This is a genomic window from Streptomyces sp. NPDC006207 (genome assembly GCF_040613835.1).
Lineage (GTDB): Bacteria > Actinomycetota > Actinomycetes > Streptomycetales > Streptomycetaceae > Actinacidiphila.
Map to the genome: position 1 here is coordinate 37,168 of NZ_JBEXSX010000035.1, position 23,315 is coordinate 60,482.

The 23,315-nt window shown below is 71.3% G+C and carries 18 protein-coding genes and 1 pseudogene; 14 read left to right on the forward strand and 5 right to left on the reverse strand.

Going from position 1 to position 23,315, the window contains the following annotated elements; translation table 11 throughout:
• The first annotated feature begins 62 nt into the window (after positions 1-62).
• The 5 genes from ABZ312_RS26120 (at position 63) to ABZ312_RS26140 (ending at position 7,869) form a co-directional block, all read left to right on the forward strand.
• Complete coding sequence (locus ABZ312_RS26120) at positions 63-815, forward strand: TIGR03089 family protein (protein WP_500328624.1); 753 nt, start codon at positions 63-65, stop codon at positions 813-815.
• A gap of 129 nt (positions 816-944) precedes the next feature.
• The gene (locus ABZ312_RS26125; protein ID WP_500438900.1) at positions 945-2,180 is read left to right on the forward strand and encodes an LCP family protein; all 1,236 of its coding nucleotides are present in this window, start codon (positions 945-947) and stop codon (positions 2,178-2,180) included.
• A gap of 120 nt (positions 2,181-2,300) precedes the next feature.
• A complete protein-coding gene (locus tag ABZ312_RS26130) occupies positions 2,301-4,067 on the forward strand; it encodes an LCP family protein (RefSeq protein ID WP_500438901.1) in 1,767 nt (588 codons plus the stop codon).
• 54 nt (positions 4,068-4,121) lie between these two features.
• The gene (locus tag ABZ312_RS26135; protein WP_500328627.1) at positions 4,122-5,771 is read left to right on the forward strand and encodes an LCP family protein; all 1,650 of its coding nucleotides are present in this window, start codon (positions 4,122-4,124) and stop codon (positions 5,769-5,771) included.
• A 205-nt stretch (positions 5,772-5,976) separates the two neighbouring features.
• Positions 5,977-7,869: an LCP family protein gene (locus ABZ312_RS26140; protein ID WP_500328628.1), complete on the forward strand. Its 1,893-nt coding sequence runs from the start codon at positions 5,977-5,979 to the stop codon at positions 7,867-7,869.
• Positions 7,870-7,885: 16 nt separating this feature from the next.
• On the opposite strand, the pseudogene ABZ312_RS26145 reads toward ABZ312_RS26140, so the two are convergent.
• Positions 7,886-8,938, reverse strand: a pseudogene (locus tag ABZ312_RS26145) (glycosyltransferase family 2 protein); the annotation flags it as partial.
• Between the two features lie 74 nt (positions 8,939-9,012).
• On the opposite strand from ABZ312_RS26145, the gene ABZ312_RS26150 reads away from it, so the two are divergent.
• A complete protein-coding gene (locus ABZ312_RS26150) occupies positions 9,013-10,458 on the forward strand; it encodes an LCP family protein (RefSeq protein WP_500360290.1) in 1,446 nt (481 codons plus the stop codon).
• Positions 10,459-10,478: 20 nt separating this feature from the next.
• Here ABZ312_RS26150 and ABZ312_RS26155 read toward each other — a convergent pair whose 3' ends face one another.
• Complete coding sequence (locus tag ABZ312_RS26155; RefSeq protein WP_018559720.1) at positions 10,479-11,021, reverse strand: acyl-CoA thioesterase; 543 nt, start codon at positions 11,019-11,021, stop codon at positions 10,479-10,481.
• Positions 11,022-11,138: 117 nt separating this feature from the next.
• On the opposite strand from ABZ312_RS26155, the gene ABZ312_RS26160 reads away from it, so the two are divergent.
• Entirely contained in the window at positions 11,139-11,402 is a 264-nt protein-coding gene (locus ABZ312_RS26160; protein ID WP_499512179.1) for a DUF1876 domain-containing protein, read from the forward strand.
• 118 nt (positions 11,403-11,520) lie between these two features.
• Positions 11,521-12,750, forward strand: a complete 1,230-nt coding sequence (locus tag ABZ312_RS26165) for an LCP family protein (RefSeq protein WP_500328630.1) — start codon at positions 11,521-11,523, stop codon at positions 12,748-12,750.
• An 83-nt stretch (positions 12,751-12,833) separates the two neighbouring features.
• Here ABZ312_RS26165 and ABZ312_RS26170 read toward each other — a convergent pair whose 3' ends face one another.
• On the reverse strand, positions 12,834-13,901 hold the full coding sequence (locus tag ABZ312_RS26170) for an LCP family protein (RefSeq protein WP_500328631.1): 1,068 nt from the start codon (positions 13,899-13,901) through the stop codon (positions 12,834-12,836).
• A 180-nt stretch (positions 13,902-14,081) separates the two neighbouring features.
• Here ABZ312_RS26170 and ABZ312_RS26175 point away from each other — a divergent pair, with 180 nt between their 5' ends.
• Positions 14,082-15,425, forward strand: coding sequence for a UDP-glucose dehydrogenase family protein (locus tag ABZ312_RS26175; protein WP_500328632.1), 1,344 nt, complete (start codon positions 14,082-14,084; stop codon positions 15,423-15,425).
• A gap of 514 nt (positions 15,426-15,939) precedes the next feature.
• Here the strand turns inward: ABZ312_RS26175 and ABZ312_RS26180 are convergent.
• On the reverse strand, positions 15,940-17,442 hold the full coding sequence (locus ABZ312_RS26180; RefSeq protein WP_500328633.1) for a peptide MFS transporter: 1,503 nt from the start codon (positions 17,440-17,442) through the stop codon (positions 15,940-15,942).
• A 342-nt stretch (positions 17,443-17,784) separates the two neighbouring features.
• Between ABZ312_RS26180 and ABZ312_RS26185 the strand changes: the two genes are divergently transcribed.
• Together ABZ312_RS26185 and ABZ312_RS26190 are read left to right on the forward strand one after the other, a co-directional pair.
• Entirely contained in the window at positions 17,785-18,459 is a 675-nt protein-coding gene (locus ABZ312_RS26185; protein WP_018559726.1) for a response regulator transcription factor, read from the forward strand.
• 37 nt (positions 18,460-18,496) lie between these two features.
• Positions 18,497-19,765 (forward strand): sensor histidine kinase, encoded by a 1,269-nt coding sequence (locus ABZ312_RS26190; protein ID WP_500328634.1) that lies wholly within the window; start codon positions 18,497-18,499, stop codon positions 19,763-19,765.
• A gap of 7 nt (positions 19,766-19,772) precedes the next feature.
• Here the strand turns inward: ABZ312_RS26190 and ABZ312_RS26195 are convergent, their stop codons facing one another.
• Complete coding sequence (locus ABZ312_RS26195) at positions 19,773-20,270, reverse strand: GtrA family protein (RefSeq protein WP_500328698.1); 498 nt, start codon at positions 20,268-20,270, stop codon at positions 19,773-19,775.
• A gap of 163 nt (positions 20,271-20,433) precedes the next feature.
• Here ABZ312_RS26195 and ABZ312_RS26200 point away from each other — a divergent pair, with 163 nt between their 5' ends.
• Genes ABZ312_RS26200 through ABZ312_RS26210 form a run of 3 tightly spaced genes read left to right on the forward strand, consistent with a single transcriptional unit; the run spans position 20,434 to position 23,309 of the window.
• Positions 20,434-21,573 (forward strand): 5-(carboxyamino)imidazole ribonucleotide synthase, encoded by a 1,140-nt coding sequence (locus tag ABZ312_RS26200; protein WP_500328635.1) that lies wholly within the window; start codon positions 20,434-20,436, stop codon positions 21,571-21,573.
• Positions 21,574-21,605: 32 nt separating this feature from the next.
• A complete protein-coding gene (gene purE / locus ABZ312_RS26205; protein WP_361797940.1) occupies positions 21,606-22,109 on the forward strand; it encodes a 5-(carboxyamino)imidazole ribonucleotide mutase in 504 nt (167 codons plus the stop codon).
• Between the two features lie 3 nt (positions 22,110-22,112).
• Positions 22,113-23,309: a dipeptidase gene (locus tag ABZ312_RS26210; RefSeq protein ID WP_500328636.1), complete on the forward strand. Its 1,197-nt coding sequence runs from the start codon at positions 22,113-22,115 to the stop codon at positions 23,307-23,309.
• Positions 23,310-23,315: the final 6 nt, after the last annotated feature.

A 23,315-nucleotide genomic window follows, 5' to 3' on the forward strand; every position in this document is an offset into this window, starting at 1 on the left:
TCCTGTTCTGCCGGCCCATCAGAGGCACCCGGGACGGTCCCGCCTGACGTAGCCTGGGCCGCGTGACATCGACTGCCCGTACACCCGCCGACCTGCTGCGTTCCGCGCTCGCGGCGGACCCCGCCCGGCCCCTGGTCACCTTCTACGACGACGCCACCGGCGAACGCGTCGAACTGTCGGTGGCCACCTTCGGCAACTGGGTGGCCAAGACCGCCAACCTCATCCAGGACGAACTGGGCGCCCAGCCGGGTGACCGTGCGGCACTGCTGCTGCCGGCGCACTGGCAGACCGCGGTATGGGTGCTCGCCTGCTTCTCCACCGGCGTGGTCGTGGTGCCGGGCGGCGACCCGGGCGAGGCCGACCTCGTGGTCTCCGGCCCGGACGCCCTGGAGGAGGCCCGCGCCTGCTCCGGCGAGCGGGTCGCGCTGGCGCTGCGCCCGCTGGGCGGCCGCTTCCCGCAGCCGCCGGAGGGCTTCCTCGACTACGCGGTCGAGGTCCCCTCCCAGGGCGACCGCTTCGTCCCGTACGCGCCGGTGGACGCTGAGGCGCCCGCGCTGGAGCTGCCGGGCGGGGAGGAGCTCACCGGCGCGCAGGTGGTCGAACGGGCCCGCGCGTCCGCCGCGGCCCTGGGACTGACGGCCGGGGCGCGGCTGCTCTCGGGCCGGCCGTACGACGACTGGGACGGTCTGGCCGCCGGGCTGCTGGCACCGCTGGCGGCGGGCGCCTCCGTCGTGCTCTGCCGCAACCTGGACCGGCTTCCCCCCGCCGACCTGGACAAACGCCGGGAGAGCGAGCGGGTGACCCACACGGCCTGAGCTCACACCGGCCCACCGTCCCTGAAGCCCTCGGACGGAACTGAACAACTCCGCACAACCGAGGACGGGTTTGGACGGTCTCTATAGGTGACCTGATCATCAGCAGCACCTGTAAGGACGGGCCCGGACGTGACCACGCCAGCCGATTCGCCGGAAGCCGAGGACGCCCCTCCCGCCGACCCCCCTCCCGCCGACACCGCGCCGAGGAAGCGCCGCCGCACCTGGCTGCGCGTCCTCGCCGTCGTCGTGTCCCTGGTGCTGCTGGCAGGGGCCGGGGTCTCCTGGTACCTGTACAAGCAGCTCGACGGGAACATCCACACGGACACGGACACCGCCCACGAGCTGATGCGGGTCCAGTCCGAGCGGCCCAAGGTGCTGCCCGAGGCGACCACCGCCGAGAACATCCTGCTCCTGGGTTCGGACAACCGTGGCGACGGGAACGGCAAGTACGGCCAGGACACCGGCACCCAGCGGTCGGACACCGCGATACTGCTGCACCTGGCCGCGGACCGGAAGAGCGCGACGGCGGTCAGCCTCCCGCGCGACCTCATGGTCCACATCCCCTCCTGCCGGCGGTCCGACGGCAGCATGACCAATCCCCAGTTCGCCCAGTTCAACTGGGCGTTCGAGTTCGGCGGCGCCGCCTGCACGATCCGTACGGTGGAGAAGCTCACCGGGATCCGCGTCGACCACCACCTCGTGGTGGACTTCAACGGCTTCAAGAAGATGGTCGACGCGGTCGACGGCGTCGAGGTCTGCGTGCCGCACGCCGTGCACGACGAGGACGCGCACCTGGACCTGGAGGCCGGCCGCCAGGAGCTGCACGGCGAGCAGGCACTCGGCTACGTCCGGGCCCGCAAGGGCATCGGCGACGGCAGCGACACCCAGCGCATGGACCGCCAGCAGCAGTTCCTCGCCTCCCTGGTGCAGAAGGTCGACTCCACGGGCGTGTTGCTCAACCCCGCCAAGCTCTACCCGCTGCTGGACGCCGCGACCTCCTCGCTCACCGCGGACGAGGGTCTCGACTCGCTGGCCGAGCTGTACGAGCTGGCCCAGAGCCTGCGCAAGACGCCGACGGACCAGGTGCGTTTCCTGACCGTGCCGCGGCGTCCGTACACGGCGGACCCCAACCGTGACGAACTGGTGCAACCCGCCGCGGACGAACTGTTCACGACCCTGCGCGAGGACGGGCAGGTGACCGTCGAGGGCGACGAGGGCACCGGCTCCGGCTCCGCCCGCCCGACGGCCGGCGGAACCTCCACCGCCTCTCCCGCAACTCCCACACCGTCGGGGTCGGCGAGCGCCTCCCCCTCGTACCGCGGCACCACCGCCGACCGCGACGTGTGCGGCGGCAGTGGGGATTGAACAGTTTGTCCAGGTGTAGGAGAGCGGAATTTGTCAGCGACGGGCGTACACGCTGAACTGTGGGGTTAGTGTGAGCGATCCGGCCTGTTGCAGCGGCCGAGACGGAGGACTCGATCGACCGTGGACACGCAAGGCCGTAGGCAGCACGTCGACCCGGCGGATCAGTGGGTTTTCGATCCCGAGACGGGCAGCTACCAGTTGCGGCTGGACCCCCCGCAGCAGCAGGAACCCGGCGTCCCCGCGCAGGGGACGGGCCGGCGGACACCGCGCGTCCAGCCGCAGGGCGGGAGCCGCGCGCGGCAGGGCCGTTCCGGCGCCGAGGGCGAGGGCCGCGCCACGACGGACGGCCGCGCGGCGGGCACCGGCAGGGCGGCGGGCGGCAACCGGGCAGGCGGCACCAGGGGCGAGGGCGGCGGCCGGGCGGCCGCGCGCACCAGCCGGCGCCGGCCCAAGTCCCGGAAGTCCACCAAGAAGCGGGCCCTGATCTGGACCGCCGGAACGCTCGGGGTCGTGGTCATCGCGGCGTGCGTGGGCGTCTACGCGCTGTACCAGCAGCTCAACGGCAACATCCACACGATCGACCCGGGCATCGGCTCCAAGAACGCCACCTCCACCGGACCGGTCAACATCCTGGTCATCGGCACCGACAGCCGGCAGGGCCTGAAGGGCAAGTACGGCGACGCGGCCAACGTCGGCCACGCCGACACCACGATCCTCTTCCACGTCTCCAAGGACCGCTCCAACGCGACGGCGCTGAGCATCCCCCGGGACATCATCACCGACATCCCGGACTGCCCGACGAAGCAGTCCGACGGCTCCACGAAGATCATCCCGGGTGAGAGCGACGTCCGCTTCAACACCAGCCTGGGCCAGTACGGCCGCGACCCGGGCTGCACGATGCGCACCGTCAAGGCGTTGACGGGCATCACCCCGGACCACTTCATGATGGCCAACTTCGACGCGGTGAAGGACCTGTCGACGGCGGTCGGGGGCGTCGAGGTGTGCCTGGCCAAGGACATCGACGACCCGGACTCGCACCTGAAGCTGGACAAGGGCCGGCACGTCGTCGCGGGCGAGCAGGCGCTGGCCTTCGTCCGCACCCGGCACAGCGTCGGCTTCGGCGGCGACCTCAGCCGCATCCAGCTGCAGCAGCAGTTCCTCAGCTCGATGATGCGCACGATGAAGTCGGGCGACACGCTGACCAGTCCGACGAAGCTGCTCAAGCTGGCGAACACGGCGACGAAGGCGCTCACCGTCGACACCGGCATCGGCAGCGTGCCCAAGCTCAGCCAACTCGCCAAGGACCTGAGCCGGGTCGACACCAAGAACATCACCTTCGCGACCGTGCCGGTGATAGACAACCCGGCCGAGAAGGTGCACGCCACCGTGGTGCTGGACGAGAGCAAGGCGCCGCAACTGTTCACCATGGTGCGCAACGACGTCTCGCTCACCGAGGTGAAGAAGAAGCAGAAGGCGTCCGATGCGGCCAAGCTGAAGGGCCCCAAGGCCGACGCGATCAACGTGCGGGTCGAGGTGCTGAACGGCAGCGGGGTCTTCGGCGCCGCCCAGGACACCGTCAACTGGCTACAGAACGACGAGGGCGTCAGCCGCTCCACCAACGGCGGCAACGCGCCCACCGAACTGCAGAAGACGACGCTGGAGTACGCCCCCAACCAGGCCGACCAGGCGCGCCGGCTGGCCGACATGATGGGGCTGCCGGCCTCCGCGCTCAAGCAGGGCACCGAGGACGCCGCCCCGCGCGCCAACATGACGCTCACCCTCGGCAAGGACTTCACCCGGGCGGGCACGCCGATCGCCCCGCCGACGAAGGCACCCGAGGGCATCCAGAAGGTCGAGGCGGACGACAAGAGCGTGTGCGCAAAGTAGCCGCCCGGCACGGGCACCAGGGTCGACAGGGGTATCAGGGGTGGGAACCGGACGATGACGGACAGTCGTGTGCGCGATCTCGGCTGGGACGACAGCCTCTACGACGACCACCCGCGGGACGGGGCCGCGCAGCGGGGCACGGACGCGGCGCGCGCCGCGCACACGGACCCTGGGCGCGGCGGCGGACAGCCGGGCGCACGGCCGCCGCAGCGCCGCAGACGCCGGGTCGTCCGGTGGATCGCGGTCACCCTCGCGGTGCTCATACTCGGGACGGCGGGGGCCGGTTACGCGTACTACGAGCACCTCAGCCACAACCTCCGCAAGGGGAAGCGGAACAGCGGCGACAGCGACGTGGCCAAGGCGCCGACGAACGCGCTGAACATCCTGCTGCTGGGCGCCGACGGCCGTAACTCCGCGGAGAACCTCAAGCTCGGCGGCGCCAGGTACACCAAGGGCGAACCGCCCCGCGCGGACGTGATCATGCTGCTGCACGTCTCCGCCGACCGCAGCAACATGTCCGTGGTGAGCATCCCGCGCGACACCCGGGTGCCGATCCCGAAGTGCACCGACCCGCAGACGGGCAAGAAGTTCGCCGCCACCACGCACGCGATCATCAACGAGAGCCTGGCGCGCGGCGGCCCCGGCTGCACGCTCGCCACCGTGCAGAACCTCACCAAGGTCTACATCGACCACTGGATGATGATCGACTTCGCGGGTGTGGTGAAGATGGCCGACGCAGTCGGCGGCGTCGAGGTCTGCGTGGAGCAACCGGTGTGGGACCACCCGACTCCGCAGCAGCCGGGCGGCTCCGGGCTGAAGCTCAAGGCGGGCACGCAGAAGATCACCGGCAAGAAGGCCCTGCAGTGGCTGCGCACCCGGCACGCCTTCGAGAGCGACCTCGGGCGCGCCAAGGCGCAGCACATGTACATGAACTCGATGGTGCGGGAGCTGCGCTCGCAGAACGTCTTCACCGACGGCGGGCGGCTGCGGGGCCTCGCCGAGGCCGCCACCAACGCGCTGCAGGTGTCGGAGGAGATCGGCACCCCGAAGAAGCTCTTCGACCTCGGCATGCAGCTCAAGAGCGTCCCGTCGAACCGGATCACGATGCTGACCATGCCGCCGGTCACGGACACCGAGAACGACCAGCACTACATGCCGGACCCGGTGGCCGCCCCCAAGGTGTGGTCGCGGCTCGTCCACGACCTCCCCTTCGACGACAAGGGGAAGAAGAAGGCGAAGAAGGAGCCCACCGGCCCGGCGGCGCGGCCCGCCGCGGACATCCCGGTCTCGGTCGTCAACGGCACCGCGGGCGACGCCACGGGCACTCCCGTGAACGGCAGGGCGCGCGCCCTGGCGACGGCGTTGGGTCAAGGCGGGTTCGGGAAGGCGGCTGCGGCCACCGCACCGCAGCCGTCGGCGGCCACCGTGATCGAGTACCCGGCCGCCGAGGGCGCGCAGGGCCGCTCGGACGCGCTCGCCGTGGCGAAGGTGTTCAAGCTCCCCGCCAGTGTTGTGAAGGAATCCTCACATGTCGCCTCCGTCACACTCGTCGTGGGCGCGGACTGGCGGGACGGGACGGTCTTCCAGGGTGCCGCCGACGACGACGGATCGCTGCCCACGAGCGCCGGGGCACTGAACGGAGCGAATGATTCGGCCTGCATGGACGTGTACAGGCCATATCGCTGGGATCCCGGTTTGGGGTAATGCGCACGATCGTTTTACACAGGCGATAAGAAGCGAGTGCCTTGACCCCGTCGCGGTTTATGTATCGTGACCTCCAACCATCCGCGAGCAGGGCTGTTCCGGTTCCACAGGACCTTGACAGTCGCACAGCTGAGAATCACCCACGATCCGCGCGCTGCGGCGCAACCGGTGACCGTAGTGACCAGCGCGTCATGGGAGGGCACACATGCGCCACGGCAGCATCCCCGGAGGGCGGAACGCCCCCTACGATCCTCACGAACCCGGATGGGACGACTCTCCGTACGGGAACGGTCACGGGCAGCCGTACGTCCCGCAGCAGCCCACCCCGCACCCGACGGTCCCGCAGCAGCCCCAGCGCGGCGGCTACCGCCCGCAGGAGCCGCAGCGCGGCGGGTACCCGCCCCAGGAGCCGTACGCGCCCTACCAGCCGGCGGGCTACGACACCGGGGGCTACGACACCGGGGGCTACGGCGACGACGGCCACCGGGCCGGCCACGGCGCCTACGAGGACGACGGGGGCGACGGGGCGTCCACCGGCACCCTGACCGCGACGCAGGGCGACGGGGCGGACGACGACGGCCACGACGGCGGCGGCCGCCGCGGCAACCGCCGCCGCAAGAAGGGCAAGAGGCGCGCCCTGCGCTGGGTGGCGATCGTCACGTCGGTGGCGATACTCGGCTCGGCCGGCGCCGCCTACGCGTACTACCAGCACCTCAACGCGAACATCAAGAAGGACGCGCTGAACCTCGGCGACAGCCAGGCCGCCAAGAGCAAGGCCAACGCCGCCGGCCAGACCCCGCTGAACATCCTGCTGCTGGGCTCCGACAGCCGTGCGTCCAAGGCGAACCAGAAGCTCGGCGGCGCCAGGGCCGACGCCGACCGCAAGCCGCTCGCCGACGTCCAGATGCTGCTGCACGTCTCCGCGGACCGCAGCAACATGACCGTGGTCAGCATTCCGCGCGACACCCGGGTCACCATCCCCAAGTGCACCGACCCGGACGACGGGCGGGTCTACCCCGAGACCACGTCGGAGACGATCAACACGAGCCTCCAGCACGGCGGCCCCGGCTGCACCGTGGCCACCTGGGAGAAGCTCACCGACATATCCATCGACCACTTCATGATGATCGACTTCGCCGGCGTGGTGTCCATGGCCGACGCGGTCGGCGGCGTCCCGGTCTGCGTCAAGGGGAACGTCTGGGACCGCAAGTCCGGGCTCAAGCTCACCAAGGGCGACCACGTCATCAAGGGCAAGCAGGCCCTCCAGTGGCTCCGCACCCGGCACGGCTTCGAGGACGGCAGCGACATCGGCCGCACCCACGCCCAGCACATGTACATGAACGCGATGGTGCGCCAGCTGAAGTCCAGCGCGAAGCTCAACGACCCGGGCAAGCTGACGGGCCTGGCGGAGGCCGCCACCAAGGCGCTGACCGTCGACACCGGCCTCGGCACGGTCAAGAAGCTCTACGACCTGGGCAACGACCTCAAGGGCGTTCCCACCGACCGCATCACCATGACGACGATGCCCTGGGGCGCCGACCCGCAGAACCCGACCGCGCACGTCGTGCCGACCTCCGCGGCGACCAAGCTCTTCACGCTGCTCCGCAACGACCAGGCCGTGGACGGCAAGGCCTCGAAGAAGAAAAAGAAGACCGGCACGGCCACGGCCACCGCGAAGGCCTCGCCCAAGGGCGAGATCGCGGTGACGGTCCAGAACGGCACCGGCAGCACCTCGGTGCCCGCCACCCCCGGCCGGGCGAGCACGGTCACGGAGAAGCTGAAGACCCTGGGCTTCACCCAGGCCGAGTCCGACTCCACGCCGCAGTCGCAGTCCGGCAGCACGATCACCTACGCGAGCGACGACGACCAGGCCGACGCCCTGGCCGTGGCGAAGGCGCTGAAGCTGCCCACCGGCGCGGTGAAGAAGTCCTCGTCCGCCGAGGGCATCACGCTGGTGATCGGCGCCGACTGGACCGCCGGGTCGACCTACCCCGCGGCCAGCAGCTCCGACACCAAGGAAGTGCTGGACAGCGCGAGCGCGCTCAACGCTTCCGACGACTCGGCGTGCATGAAGGTGAACTCCTACTACAGCTGGTAGGGGTCCACCCGCCGCATCACGCGTCGGCCGCCGCCCGGACCGCCGGGCGGCGGCTGGCGATGACCCGCCGGGCGAGCGAGCGCGGGCTGGTCAGGAAGCCGTAGCCCCACGCCATGTGCATCGTGGCGAGCGCCACCGGGATCTGCAGCCGCGCGCGGGCGGACAGGCCCTTGCCGGCCGGGAGCGAGCCCAGTGCGATGGCCGCGAGGTAGCCGCCGGGGACGACGAAGCCGAGCGGGGTGACCGCTGCGCCGACCACCACACCCGCCGCGATGGCCACGACGGCGGCCGGGGCGGCCAGGTAGCGCAGGTTGACCGAGCCCTGGTGGTAACGGGTGACCACGCGGCGCCAGCGTCCGTAGTCCTTGTACTGCTTGGCCAGCGCGCGCACGCTGGGCCGCGGACGGTACGAGACGCGCAGCTCGGGCGAGAACCAGATCAGGCCGCCGGCCTCGCGGATGCGGTAGTTCAGCTCCCAGTCCTGGGCGCGGATGAACTCCTCGTTGTAGCCGCCCTGCTGCTCCAGCACCTCACGGCGGAAGACCCCGAGGTAGACGGTGTCGGCGGGGGCGGCGGCGCCGCCGGTGTGGAAGGCCGCGTTGCCGACGCCGATCTTCGAGGTCATGGCGGCGGCGACGGCGCGCTCCCAGTCGTTCTCGCCCTCGGCGTGCATGATGCCGCCGACGTTGGCGGCGCCGGTCTCCTCCAGCAGCCGCACCGCGGTGTCGATGTAGTCGGGCGAGAGCATGCCGTGGCCGTCGACCCGCACCACGACGGGGTGCCGGGAGGCCTTGATGGCGGCGTTCAGGGCGGCGGGGGTGCGGCCGGTGGGATTGGGCACCGTGTGGACGCGGGGATCCTCCCGCACCAGCTCCGCCGCGATCTCGTCCGTGCGGTCGGTGGAGGGGCCGAGGGCGATGACGACCTCGAGCTCGCCCGCGTAGTCCTGTTCGAGGATGTGGCGGACGGAGTTGCGCAGGTGCCGCTCCTCGTCGAGCACCGGCATGATCACGGAGACGGCGGGCAGCACGTGGGGGGTCGCAGCGTTCACAGCCGGACACGTTACCGCGAACGGATGATACGAACACGTGCAGGCGGGCGGGGCTCATCCCGTACGACGGTATGACTCCTTAGCGTGACTCCATGACCGTCGCTCGTCGCCGTCAGCAGCCCATCGCAGCCGCCCGCCGGGCCCGGAAGCGGTCGCCCGTGCGCCGCGGGATGCGCGTCCTCGGCGCCGTCTCGCTGGGCATCCTGACCGCCAGCGGGATCGGGCACGCCGTCCTGGGGCACATGGACGACCGCCTGGCGCGGGTGGACGCCTTCGCCGGGATGAAGAACCGGCCCAACCCCACCAAGGGCACCAACTTCCTGCTGGTCGGCACCGACGTGCGCCGCGGGCTGACCGCGGCGCAGCGCACCGCGCTGCGCCTGGGCGGGGAGCCCTGCGACTGCACCGACACGATGATGCTGGCGCACCTGTCGCGGGACGGCAGGCGGGTCAGCGTGGTCGCCCTGCCGCGGGACTCGTACGCGGAGCTGCCCCGCCCCGGCAAGCTGAAGTGGGCCTGGGGGGTGGGCGGCCCCTCGCTCGCCGTCAGCACGGTCGAGAAGATGACCGGGATCAAGGTCGACCACTACGCCGAGTTCGACTTCGGCTCCTTCATGAAGACCGTCGACAAGATCGGCGGCGTCGACTTGTGCTTCGCCCAGCCGCTGCGGGACCCCCTGACCGGCCTCGACCTGCCCGCCGGCACGGTCCGCGCGGACGGCGGCACGGCGCTGCGGTACGTGCGCTCCGGTCACTACCCCGGGAGCCCCGACCTCCCGCGGATGCAGAACCAGCAACGGTTCCTGGCCGCCCTGGTCCGCCGGGTCACCGACATCGGGCTGCTGCAGAACCCCGTCAAGCTCGACCAGGTGGCCAGGGCCGCGCTGGGCTCGGTGCGCGCGGACCGGCAGACCAAGCCGGACGACCTGATCGCGCTCGCCACGGGGCTGCGGGGCGGCTTCGGGGCGAGCTCGGTGGAGTTCGCGTCGGTGCCGGTGGACGCCACGCCGTTCCGGGTGCAGGGCGTGGGCACGACCCTGCGCTGGGACGTGAAGGGCGCCGGGCGGATCTTCGACGCGCTGCGCGAGGACCGCCCGCTGACCGGCCCGGACGGCGGCCCCCTGGCCACGCCCAGCCCCTCGGCGCCCGAGCCGGAACAGGTCGACGTGCCGCCCAAGTCGATCCGCGTCCAGGTCAACAACGGGACGACGGTCAACGGACTGGGGGCGCGCGTGGACAAGGAACTGCGCCGCCTGGGCTTCCGCACCACCGGTACGCCCGGCAACACCGTCCGGCACGACGCGGAGTACACGGTCATCCACTACGACCCGGGCTGGGACCGCTCCGCCAAGGCCCTGGGGACGGCCCTGCCGTACGCCGAGCTGCGGGCGGTCTCCGGGCTGGGGTCGACGCTGCGGATCACCGTGGGCGCGGACTACGACGGCGTGACCCCGGTGCGGGCCGGTGAGCCGGACCCGCCCGCGGCGCCGCCGGTGGAGCTCCCGCCCGCGCGCGGCGACCGCGTCGCGTGCGGCTGAGGGCCGGGCGCCGGGCGCCGTCAGTCCTCGAAGCCCTCGGCGGCGCGCTTCTCGCGCAGCTCCATGATCGCCCGGCGGCGGGCCAGCCGGTGCGTGCGGCGGATCTGCGCCTCCTGCAGCCGGCGCCGGTCCCGGTCGGTCTCGGGCTCGATCTGGGGCACCGGACGCGGCGCGCCCTCGGCGTCCACGGCCACGAAGACCAGGTAGGCGCTGGCGACCTGGGTCGCCGGGCCGGACTCGTTCCAGCGTTCGGCCAGCACGCGCACGCCGACCTCCATGGAGCTCCGCCCGGTCCAGTTGACCTGGGCCTGCACCTTGAGCAGGTCGCCGACCCGCACCGGTTCCAGGAAGGCCATCTCGTCCATGGCGCCGGTCACCGCGGGCCCCTCGGAGTGCCGTCCGGCGACGGCGCCCGCCGCGTCGTCCACGAGCTTCATGACCACGCCGCCGTGCACGGTGCCCAGCAGGTTCGTGTCGTGGTGGGTCATGATGTGCGCCAGCGTGATCCGCGAGGCGGACGTGGGCTTGAACGGGACAGGGTGCGGGGGTGGCTCCTCGAACATGGCTCCACCCTAAGCACTGCCGTGCCGTGCTCCCGCCGGGCACACCTTGCCCGGCGGCGGGGCCGGGCGGATGCTGAGAAAGGGGCCGACGTCCCTAAGTCCAAGAGGTGATCCGCCATGGAGAAGACGTGGACGATCAAGCTGTCGCTGGAGGAGGACGGCAGCCGCACCGCCTGCACCGCCTCGCTCTCCGGGGACGGCGCCCCGGGCGTGGTGGGCCACGGCTATTCGCGGCGCAATCCGAACGACGAGCCGGACATGCGCATAGGGGAGGACGTGGCCGCCTCCCGGGCCTGCTCCAACCTGGCGCACGAACTGCTGGAACAGGCCGCCGGAATGATCGAGACCCACACCAACGCCCCGACGCACCTCACCGGCTGAGAGCACCCGGACACAACCGGTCACCGCATCACCGCGGTCCTGTGACCTTTGCATCAGCTCTGCTTCAGAAGCGCCACGGAGGCACTGCCGGGCAGGGCGGCAGGGCACACTGCGGTACATGAACGCATGGCCCGACGGTTGGTCCGACAACAGGAACCAGCGGCAGCAGCAGATCTCCGAGCCGCCGCTGCCCCCCGAGCTGTCCCCGCGCCGTGCGGCGGCGGCTCCCGGCAGCGTGCCGCGCCAGCAGGCGTACGGCAGCGGCGTCCCCGGTCACGCAGGCCCGGGCGCGGGCCACGACGGTCACGGCGGCGGCTCGTACGGCCCGCCGTCCACCGGCGGCCGCACCTCACCGCCCGGCAGCCGCAAGCGGCGGGTGAAGGCCGTCCTGATCGGTCTGGTCGTCGTGGTCGCCGCCTGGTCGATCGGCACCTACTTCTGGGCGGACGGCAAGGTGCGCCGCGAGGTGGACCTCGGCACGGTCATAGACCGCCCGGAGACCGGCGAGGGCACCAACTACCTCATCGTCGGCTCCGACAGCCGTGAGGGCCTGTCCGGCGAGCAGAAGAAGCAGCTGCACACCGGCTCCGCCGAGGGCAAGCGGACCGACTCGATGATGATCCTGCACGTCGGTGACAACGGGAACTCGCTGATCTCGCTCCCCCGTGACTCCTACGTCACGATCCCCGAGTTCAAGGGTTCCGAGTCCGGCAAGACGTTCGCCTCGCGCGGCCAGAACAAGCTCAACGCCGCCTACTCGATAGACGGACCGACGCTGCTGGTGCGCACGGTCGAGTACAACACGGGCCTGCACATCGACCACTACGCGGAGATCGGCTTCGCCGGCTTCGCGGGCCTCGTCGACGCGGTCGGCGGTGTCGAGCTGGACATCCCCCGCGACATCGACGACAAGAACTCGGGCCTGCACATCAAGAAGGGCAAGCAGACCCTCAACGGCGACGAGGCCCTGGCCTTCGTCCGCCAGCGCTACCAGGAGGCCGAGGGCGACCTGGGCCGCACCAAGAACCAGCAGAAGTTCCTCGCCGCGCTCGCGGGCCAGACGGCCACGCCGAGCACGGTCCTGAACCCCTTCAAGCTCTACCCGACCATGGGCGCGGGCCTGGACACGCTGATCGTCGACAAGGACATGAGCCTGTGGGACCTGGTGTCGATGTTCTGGGCGATGAAGAGCGTCTCCGGCGGTGAGGGCGTCTCGATGAACATGCCGACCTCGGGCTCCATCAGCACCAACGTGGGCAGCGCCCTCAAGTGGGACATGCCGAAGGTCAAGCAGCTCGTCTCGGAGCTGAAGAACGACGACAAGGTCACGGTCACGCCCGACTCCTGACCCCGTGGGACGGCCGAGGGGCCGGCCGGGCGCGCACACCGCGCCCGGCCGGCCCCTCCGTTCTTCCCGCTCGCCCGCGGGGCTCACGGGGTGGAGGAGCCCAGGCGGTCGAGGGAGTGGTTCGCCACGTACTCGGCCATGGTGTCGTTGCGCATGGCCTCCCACAGCCGCGCGGTGCCGCTCTCGTCGAGCAGCACCACCGACTGGCCCTTGATCATGTCGAGCCCGCCGACCGGGGCGTTCATGAAGACCATGTCGCCCTCGCGCACCCCGCGCATGCTCCACATCAGGTCGCGCAGGTCCCCGTCGGAGAGCCGGTCGTCGACGCTGACCACACCGGTGACCCGGTCCAGCAGCTCCTTCGCCTTCAGCGGGTTGCTCATGGAGTCCTTGGTCAGCGTCTTGGCGATCACCGCGCGCAGGAAGGCCTGCTGGCGGTGGGTGCGGTCCAGGTCACCGCGCGGCAGGTCGTAGCGCCAGCGGACGTACGCGAGGGCCTCCTCGCCGTTCATGTGCTTCCCGTCCAGGTCCACGCCGCCGATGTCGTCGGTGAGGGTCTTGAAGCCGCTCCAGTCGATGACGGCGAGGTGGTCGACCTTCACGTCGGTGAGCCGCTGCACGGTGTCGATCAGCAGCGGCGGGCCACCCCAGGAGAAGGCGGCGTTCAGCTTGGCCTTGCCGTTCCCCGGGATCGGGACCCAGCTGTCGCGGGGCAGCGAGACCACGTACGCGTGCTCGCGGTCGGCCGGCAGGTGCACCAGCATCATCGTGTCGCTGCGCTGGGCACCGCGCTTCCACTCCGGGGCCTTGGCGTCCCGGCCGGTGGTCGGCAGCTCGGAGCGGGTGTCCACACCGACGAGGAGGAAAGTTTCACCGCCCTTGGCGGCCTGCGGCTGCTCGCTCTCGGGCACCTTCGTCGGGAACACGTTGGGAATGCGGGCCACCTTGCCGGTGTAGTGGTCCACCGTCCACCACAGCGTCCCGGCCACCCCCAGCACCCCCGCGGCCAGCAGGACCAGCGCGCCCAGCAGCACCCTCCGGGTGCGACTGCGCCTCCTGCGGGCCGGCTCCGCCGTCCTCCCCGGCGCCGCTTCCCGCTCCGTTTCCGGGACCGCCGTCTCCTCGTGGCCCACCGGATCCGTCGTCGTCATGATCCACCCCCACCCTGTGCACCCGCTCCCCACGCGTGCGTAGGGGGCATTGTGGCGCCTGGGACGGTGCCATGCCCATGCCCCGGCCCCCTTCGGTGCACGCGCCGGGGAAAGCCCGGTCACCGCCCGGGGCTATGCTCAACCTCGCAATCAGGCCACGACCTGGGAGGGACCGTCCGCATGGCGCTCAAGCTCACCGTGATCGGCACCGGCTACCTCGGCGCCACGCACGCCGCGGCGATGGCCGAGCTGGGCTTCGAAGTGCTGGGCCTGGACATCGACCCCGCCAAGATCGAGACCCTCGCGGCGGGCCGCGTGCCCATGTACGAACCGGGCCTGGAGGAACTGCTGCGCCGCCACGTCGCCGGCCTGCCGGACTCCAGCGGGCGGCTGCGCTTCACCACCTCCTGGGAGGAGGTCGCCGCCTTCGGCGACATCCACTTCGTCTGCGTGAACACCCCGCAGAAGCAGGGCGAGTACGCCTGCGACATGAGCTACGTCGACAGCGCCTTCGAGCTGCTCGCCCCGCACCTGCAGCGGCCCGCACTGGTCGTCGGCAAGTCGACCGTCCCGGTCGGCAGCGCGGCACGGCTGGCGGCCCGCCTGGCCGAGCTCGCCCCCGCAGGGGACGGGGCGGAACTGGCGTGGAACCCCGAGTTCCTGCGCGAGGGCTTCGCGGTCCAGGACACCCTCCACCCGGACCGGATCGTGGTCGGCGTCGCCTCCGGGCACGCCGAGAAGCTGCTGCGCGAGGTCTACGCGGCCCCCGTCGGCGAGGGCACCCCCTTCGTCGTCGCCGACTACCCGACCGCGGAACTGGTCAAGACGGCGGCCAACGCCTTCCTCGCCACCAAGATCTCCTTCATCAACGCCATGGCCGAGGTCAGCGAGGCGGCCGGCGGCGACGTGGTGAAGCTCGCCGAGGCCATCGGCCACGACGAGCGGATCGGCGACAAGTTCCTGCGCGCCGGCATCGGCTTCGGCGGCGGCTGCCTGCCCAAGGACATCCGCGCCTTCATGGCCCGCGCCGGTGAGCTCGGCGCCGACCAGGCGCTGACCTTCCTGCGCGAGGTCGACTCCATCAACATGCGCCGCCGCAGCCACATGGTCGAGCTCGCCCGCGAGGCCTGCGGCGGCAGCGGCTTCCTCGGCAAGCGCATCGCGGTGCTCGGCGCGGCCTTCAAGCCCGACTCCGACGACGTGCGGGACTCCCCCGCGCTCAACGTCGCCGGGCAGATCCACCTCCAGGGCGGCCAGGTCACCGTGTACGACCCCAAGGCCATGGACAACGCGCGGCGGCTCTTCCCGACGCTCGGGTACGCCGCGACGGCGCTGGAGGCGGTCCGCGGGGCCGACGTCGTACTGCACCTCACGGAGTGGCGGGAGTTCCGCGAGCTCGACCCGGCGGTGCTCGGGGCGGTGGCCCGGCACCGGCACGTCATCGACGGGCGGAACGCACTGGAGCCGGCGGTGTGGCGTGCGGCGGGCTGGACGTTCCGGGCGATGGGCCGCCCCCACGCGTAGCCCTCCGGGGTGCGGTGTGGTTCCGGCCCGGGGTGCCCCTTGCGGCCCGTTGTCGTGTGCGGGTTGTTTGCGCCTGCGGCGGGCGGTTTCCCGCCGCCCGCCCGATTGCCCGGCGCGGTCAGTGCGGGCCTGCGCACTGTTGGGTTGGGGTCGGGGCCGCGCCGGCGCACTCCCCCAGCCTTCGGCCGGGGTGACCCCCACAGCGCTCGCGGTTTGGCCCTGCAGTATTCGGCGCCGGGTCCGCCGCTCGTCTCCCCCAGCCTTCGGCCGGGGGAGACGAGCGGAGCACGCGGCACCGAATGACGTGAGGCAGCGCCGCGAGCGCCGAGGAGGTGCCCCGGCGCGGCACCGACGCCAGGCACACGGTGCGCAGGCCCGCACTGACCGCGCCGGGCAATCGGGCGGGCGGGTGGGGGAGAAACCGCAACAGCAACAACCGCGGCGCCGCACATAGAGGCGCCGAGGGCCCGGAGCGTGCCGCTCCGGGCCCTCGGCGCGTGCGCGGGCACAGACGTCAGTGGACGTCGCCCATGAGCCGGATGACGCGCTTGCGGTACGCGATGAAGGCCGCGCCCGCGGCGAGCGCCACGAAGCCCTGGACCGCGAAGGAGGTCTCCGACAGGAAGCCGTCGCCGATGACCAGCTGGAGGATGGCCGCCACGCAGTCGCCCGCCGTCACGGCGAGGAACCACAGGCCCATCATCTGGCTGGCGTACTTGGCCGGGGCCAGCTTGGTGGTGACCGACAGGCCCACCGGGGACAGGCACAGCTCGGCGGTGGTCTGGATCAGGTAGACCACGGCCAGCCACAGCGGGGTGACCTTGGCGTCGCCCGAGGCGGCGGCCTGCGCCAGCATCATCACGACGAAGGAGGCGCCGATGCCGATGAGACCGAGGGCGAACTTCACGGTCGTGCTCGGGTTCTTCCGGCGCAGCTGTATCCACAGCGCGGCGAAGACCGGGGCCAGGGCCATCACGAACAGCGGGTTCAGCGACTGGAACCAGCTCTCGGGGAAGTCGAAGCCCCACAGCGTGGACGCGGTGTGCTCGGAGGCGAAGACCGTCAGCGTGGAACCCGACTGGTCGTAGATCATCCAGAACAGGGCGGCCACGATGAAGAACCAGATGTAGCCGGTGACCTTGGTCTTCTCGTCCGAGGTGAGCTCCTGGTCGCGTCGGATGCGCCAGAAGTAGAAGCTCGGCACGGCCAGGCCCAGCAGGGAGAGGGGCCACAGCACCCAGTTGATCGTGAAGTGGCCGGTGAAAGTGACCACGCCGTAGAAGACGACGGCGGCGACCAGCCACAGCAGCGCCTTCTTCATCAGGCCGGCGCGCTCGGCGACGTCCAGCGGCGTGGGGACCACGCTGGAGACCGGCGCGAGGTGCTTGGTGCCGATGAGGAACTGGGCGAGGCCGAGCGCCATGCCGACACCGGCGAGGGCGAAGCCCAGGTGCCAGTTGACCTGCTGGCCGACGGTGCCGATGACCAGCGGGGCGAGGAAGGCGCCGAGGTTGATGCCGATGTAGAAGATCGTGAAGCCGCCGTCGCGGCGCGGGTCGTTGCGGTCCGGGTAGAGCTGGCCGACCATCGTCGAGATGTTCGACTTCAGCAGGCCGGAGCCCACGGCGATGAAGACCAGGCCGACGAAGAAGGAGGCCTTCACCGGCACGGCCAGCAGGAAGTGGCCGATCATGATGATCGCGCCGCCGATGGCGACCGTACGGCGCGGGCCCCACAGGCGGTCGGCGAACCAGCCGCCCGGCATCGCCAGCAGGTACACCGTGGCGGTGTAGACGCTGTAGATGGCAAAGGCGGTGGCGGCCTTCATGCCGAGGCCGCCGTCCGCGACCGAGGCCGTCAGGTAGAGGACGAGCAGCGCCCTCATGCCGTAGTAGCTGAAACGCTCCCACGTCTCGGTCAGGAAGAGAGTGACCAGGCCGCGGGGGTGGCCGAGGAAGTTCCTGCCGCTGAATCCGGAGTTCGGCGCGGCAAGGCCCTCAGTCAGGCTGGACGCCATGGACTTTCCTTGCTTCTCGGGACGCGCTGCGAGAGCGGTGCGCGCCCGGGTGGGGGGTGACCGGCACCGGGGCGCACCAAGGCGCACCGGGATCCACGGCCGACGCCTTCACAGGCGCGGCCCCGGCCTACAGGTCGTTGACTGAAATACTGGTGGGGACCGGTCCCGTCGCAGAAGGGTCCTTCGACGCGTGGGGCGCGCCAGAGGTCCCATGGGCTGTTTCGGGCCTTTCGTTACCTTATGGCAGCGCGAGATGTGCTATATGGGATGACTTGAGATGTACCTCACAACAGTGACGGCCCGCCCGGCGTGCGGTTTCTCCGGGCGGACTACCATCAGCCCATGACCCGCGTACTGCTCGCCGAGGACGACGCATCCATCTCGGAACCGCTCGCACGCGCGCTGCGCCGCGAAGGGTACGAGGTCGAGGTGCGCGAGGACGGACCCGCGGCGCTCGAAGCCGCCCTGCTCGGCTCCTTCGATCTTCTGGTGCTCGACCTGGGGCTGCCCGGAATGGACGGGCTGGAGGTGTGCAGGAGGCTGCGCACCGAAGGCCATGGCTTCCCGGTGCTGGTGCTCACCGCCCGCGCCGACGAAGTGGACACGGTGGTCGGCCTGGACGCCGGCGCCGACGACTACGTGACCAAGCCCTTCCGGCTGGCCGAGCTGCTGGCCCGGGTGCGGGCGCTGCTGCGGCGCGGCACCGCCGAGGCCCAGCATCCCTCCACCCAGGGCGTGCGGATCGACGTCGAGTCGCACCGCGCGTGGATGGGCGACGAGGAACTGCAGCTCACCGCGAAGGAGTTCGACCTCCTACGGGTGCTGGTGCGCGACGCCGGCCGGGTGGTCACCCGGGAGCAGCTGATGCGCGAGGTCTGGGACACCACGTGGTGGTCCTCCACCAAGACCCTGGACATGCACATCTCGTGGCTGCGCAAGAAGCTCGGCGACGACGCGGCGGCCCCCCGCTACATCTCCACGGTGCGCGGTGTCGGCTTCCGGTTCGAGAAGAACTAGCACGCCCGGGGCCCTCACGGTCTGAGACGCTTCACTCATGCGCCGCCGTCTCATCCAGTCCACGCTCGCCGTGGTGCTCGTCGTCATCGCCGTCTTCGGTGTCTCCCTCGTCCTGGTGGAGGCCCGGACGATCGAGAACAGCGCCAAGGAGAGCGTGGACTCGGAGGCGGTCCGGCTGGTCGGCATCGTCGAGAGCAGGATGATCGGCGAGGAGCGGATCAGCCGCGAGGTGCTGGCCCAGCAGATCGCTCCCGGGCGGTACGCGCTGGTGCAGATCCCCGGGGCGGACCCGATCACCATCGGCACCAGGCCCACGGGCCAGGTGATCTCCTCCCGGCAGACCGGCGAGCAGGGCGAGATCGTCACCGTCGAGGAGTCCCGCAGCAAGGTCAGCCAGGAGATCGGCCGCACCCTGCTGATCATCCTGGCGGTGGCGCTGCTGGCGGTGCTGGCCGCCGTCGTGCTCGCGGTGCGCCAGGCGCGCCGGCTCGGCAGCCCGCTGACCGACCTGGCGGAGACCGCGGAGCGCCTGGGCTCGGGCGACCCGAGACCGCGCCACCGGCGCTACGGGGTGCCGGAGCTGGACCGGGTCGCCGACGTGCTGGACCGCAGCGCCGAGCGGATCGCCCGGATGCTGACCGCCGAGCGGCGCCTGGCGGCCGACGCCTCCCACCAGCTGCGGACGCCGTTGACGGCGCTGTCGATGCGGCTGGAGGAGATCATCGCCACGGCCGAGGACGAGGACGCCGTCAAGGAGGAGGCGACGATCGCACTCGGTCAGGTGGAACGGCTCACGGACGTCGTGCAGCGGCTGCTCACCAACGCGCGGGACCCGCGGACCGGCTCGGCGGTCGTCTTCGACATCGACGACGTGATCAAGCAGCAGGTGGAGGAGTGGCGCCCGGCGTACCGCAGCGCGGGCCGGGCCATCACCTCCGCGGGCAAGAAGCGGCTGCGCGCGGTCGGCACCCCCGGGGCGGTGGCCCAGGTGCTGGCGACGCTGATCGAGAACGGGCTGATGCACGGCTCCGGCACGGTCGCGATCTCCACCCGGGTTACCGGGACGCAGGTCGTGGTCGAGGTCACGGACGAGGGGCAGGGCGTGCCGCCGGAGCTGGGGGCCCGGGTCTTCGAGCGCACGGTCAGCGGCCGCAACTCCACCGGCATCGGCCTCGCAGTCGCGCGCGACCTGGCCGAGGCCGACGGAGGCCGGCTGGAGCTGCTGCAGCAGCGTCCTCCGGTCTTCGCGCTCTTCCTGGCAGGGGAGGACCGGGCCACCCGCGGGAGGGGCACGGAGAAGCGCTAGCCGGCCTTCAGCGCGCGGAGGACCGGGCGCCGTGGGTTCCGGTCCTGGCGCCGGGGGTCTCGGTGCCCTTAGCGACCAGGAACGATTCTGCCTGCTGCACCGTCTCGCGGACGGGCAGCGCCTTGAACACCCAGGAGCGGTAGGACCAGAAGCGGAACAGGGTCGCCACGCCGATGCCGATGAACTTGAAGACGTTGCTCTGCAGCGGGCTGTCCCAGCCGAAGGCGTAGGTCGCCGTGTAGAGCACCCCGTTCTCGATCACCAGGCCCACCGCGCTGAACGCCAGGAAGAGGGTCAGCTCGCGGGTACGGCCCGACTTGTCGCGGTCACGGTAGGTGAAGTAGCGGAAGCCCACGTAATTGAAGACGATCGCGACGACGGTCGCGATGATGCTGGCCCGTACGACCTGGAGGTCGGTGACGTGCCGGACGAAGTTGAAGACCCCGATGTTGACCAGGACCCCCGCCCCGCCGACCGCCCCGAACTTGGCGATCTCGCGGGTCATCGCGGTCAGCCCGTTCCGCAGTCCTGCGCGGGTGCTGGACCCGGTCGCACCGTCCATGTGATCGTTCGGCCCCGTCTGTGTCTGGTCAGTGACCTTCATGCTATCCGGGGCCCCCGTGGGACGGCGGTCGGTGCGACATTCGTGCCCCGATATCCTGGTGACTGTGACATTCCCGGTAGTCGGCATGATCGGCGGCGGCCAGCTCGCCCGTATGACCCACGAGGCGGGCATCCCCCTCGGCATCAGGTTCAAGCTCCTCAGCGACACGCCCGTGGACTCCGCGGCCCTGGTCGCCGGGGAAGTCGTGGTGGGCGACTACCGCGACCTCGACACGTTGCGCGCGTTCGCCGCCGGCTGCGACGTGATCACCTTCGACCACGAGCACGTCCCCACCGAGCACCTGCGGGCGCTGGAGGCCGACGGCATCGCCGTCCGCCCCGGGCCCGACGCGCTGGTGCACGCCCAGGACAAGGGCGTGATGCGCGCGAAGCTCGACTCGATCGGCGTGCCGTGCCCGCGGCACCGCATCGTCTCCGGCCCCGCGGACGTGACGCGCTTCGCCGAGGAGGGCGAGGGATACCCCGTCGTGCTCAAGACGGTGCGCGGCGGCTACGACGGCAAGGGCGTGTGGGTCGTCCGCGACGAGGCCGGTGCCGCCGAGCCGTTCCGGGCGGGCGTGCCGGTGCTGGCCGAGGAGAAGGTCGACTTCGTGCGGGAGCTGGCGGCCAACGTCGTGCGCTCCCCGCACGGGCAGGCGGTCGCCTACCCGGTGGTGGAGTCCATCCAGGTCGACGGCGTGTGCGACACGGTGATCGCGCCGGCGCCCGAGCTGCCGGAGGCGCGGTCGGTGGAGGCCCAGCGGCTCGCGCTGACCATCGCCAAGGAACTCGGTGTCGTCGGGCACCTGGCGGTCGAGCTCTTCGAGACCCGGGACGGCCGGATCCTCGTCAACGAGCTGGCCATGCGCCCGCACAACAGCGGCCACTGGACCCAGGACGGCGCCATAACCTCGCAGTTCGCCAACCACCTGCGCGCGGTGCTGGACCTGCCGCTGGGCGATCCGCGCCCGCGCCAGCCGTGGACGGTGATGGCCAACGTGCTCGGCGGCGACTACCCCGACATGTACGCGGCGTACCTGCACTGCATGGCCCGGGACCCGCAGTTGAAGATCCACATGTACGGCAAGGACGTGAAGCCCGGCCGCAAGGTGGGCCATGTCAACACCTACGGCGACGACCTGGCCGAGGTGCGCGAACGCGCCCGGCACGCCGCCGACTACCTGCGAGGGACGATCCAAGAGTGAGCAATCCCGCTGGGCCGCTGGTCGGCATCGTGATGGGTTCCGACTCCGACTGGCCGGTCATGGAGGCCGCCGCGCAGGCGCTGGACGAGTTCGAGGTGCCGTACGAGGTCGACGTCGTCTCCGCGCACCGCATGCCGCGCGAGATGGTCGCGTACGGCGAGCAGGCCGCCGAGCGCGGCCTCAAGGCGATCATCGCGGGCGCCGGCGGCGCGGCGCACCTGCCCGGGATGCTGGCGTCGGTGACGCCGCTGCCGGTGATCGGCGTGCCCGTACCGCTGAAGTACCTGGACGGCATGGACTCGCTGCTGTCCATCGTGCAGATGCCCGCCGGTGTCCCGGTCGCCACGGTCTCGGTGGCCGGCGCGCGCAACGCGGGCCTGCTGGCGGTGCGCATGCTCGCCGCACACGACGCCGAACTGCTGGAGCGCATGCGGCACTTCCAGGACGAGCTGAACCAGCAGGCCACCGAGAAGGGCAAGCGCCTGCGTGCCAAGGTGGAGGGGTCGGCCGGCTTCGGTTTCGGAGGGAAGAAGTAGTCCATGGACCTGCTCGCACACGCACAGGAGCTGCTCACCGCCCACCCCGTGGTGGACGGCCACAACGACCTCCCGTGGCGGTTGCGCGAGCAGGTCCGCTACGACCTCGACCGGCGGGACATCGCCGGTGACCAGTCCGCCCACCTGCACACCGACATCCCCCGGCTGCGGGCGGGCGGCGTCGGGGCGCAGTTCTGGTCGGTGTACGTCCGCAGCGACCTCACCGGGGGCGACGCGGTCGTCGCCGTGCTGGAGCAGATCGACTGCGTGCTGCGCCTGGTCAGCCGTCACCCGGACGCCCTGCGCCTCGCGGTGACCGCGGACGAGATGGAGGCCGCCCGCGCCGAGGGCCGCATCGCCTCCCTGATGGGCGCCGAGGGCGGGCACAGCATCGCCAACTCTCTGGGTGTGCTGCGGATGCTGTACACGCTGGGCGTGCGCTACATGACGCTCACCCACAACGACACCATCGACTGGGCCGACTCTGCCACGGACGAGGCGCGGCACGGCGGCCTGACCGCCTTCGGCGAGGAGGTCGTCCGCGAGATGAACCGCCTCGGCATGCTCGTCGACCTCTCCCACGTCTCCCCCGGCACCATGCGGGCGGCGCTGCGGGTCAGCCAGGCCCCGGTGCTCTTCTCGCACTCCTCCTCGCGCGCCGTCTGCGACCACGTCCGCAACGTCCCGGACGACGTCCTGGAGCAGCTGCCCCGCAACGGCGGTGTCGCGATGGCCACCTTCGTGCCGCAGTTCATCCTGCCGGCGGCAGCCGAGTGGATCGTCGGCGCGAACGAGAACATGAAGGCCCACGGCCTGCACCCGCTCGACCAGTCCGCCGAGGCCCAGGCCGTCCAGGAGGCCTACGCGGCCGACCATCCCCGGCCGGTCGCGGACATCGGCACCGTCGCCGACCACCTCGACCACATGCGCGAGGTCGCCGGCGTCGACCACCTCGGCCTCGGCGGCGACTACGACGGCGTCGCCCACCTCCCCGAGGGCCTCGGCGACGTCTCGGGCTACCCGCGGCTGTTCGCCGAACTCCTGCGCCGCGGCTGGTCCGAGGACGACCTCGCGAAGCTGGCGTGGCGCAACGCGGTCCGGGTGCTGCGCGACGCCGGGTCGGTGGCGGAGGGTCTGCGGGGCGAGCGCGGGCCGTCCAACGCCTCGATCGAGGAGCTGGACGGCCCCACCGCGCGGTAGCCGGTG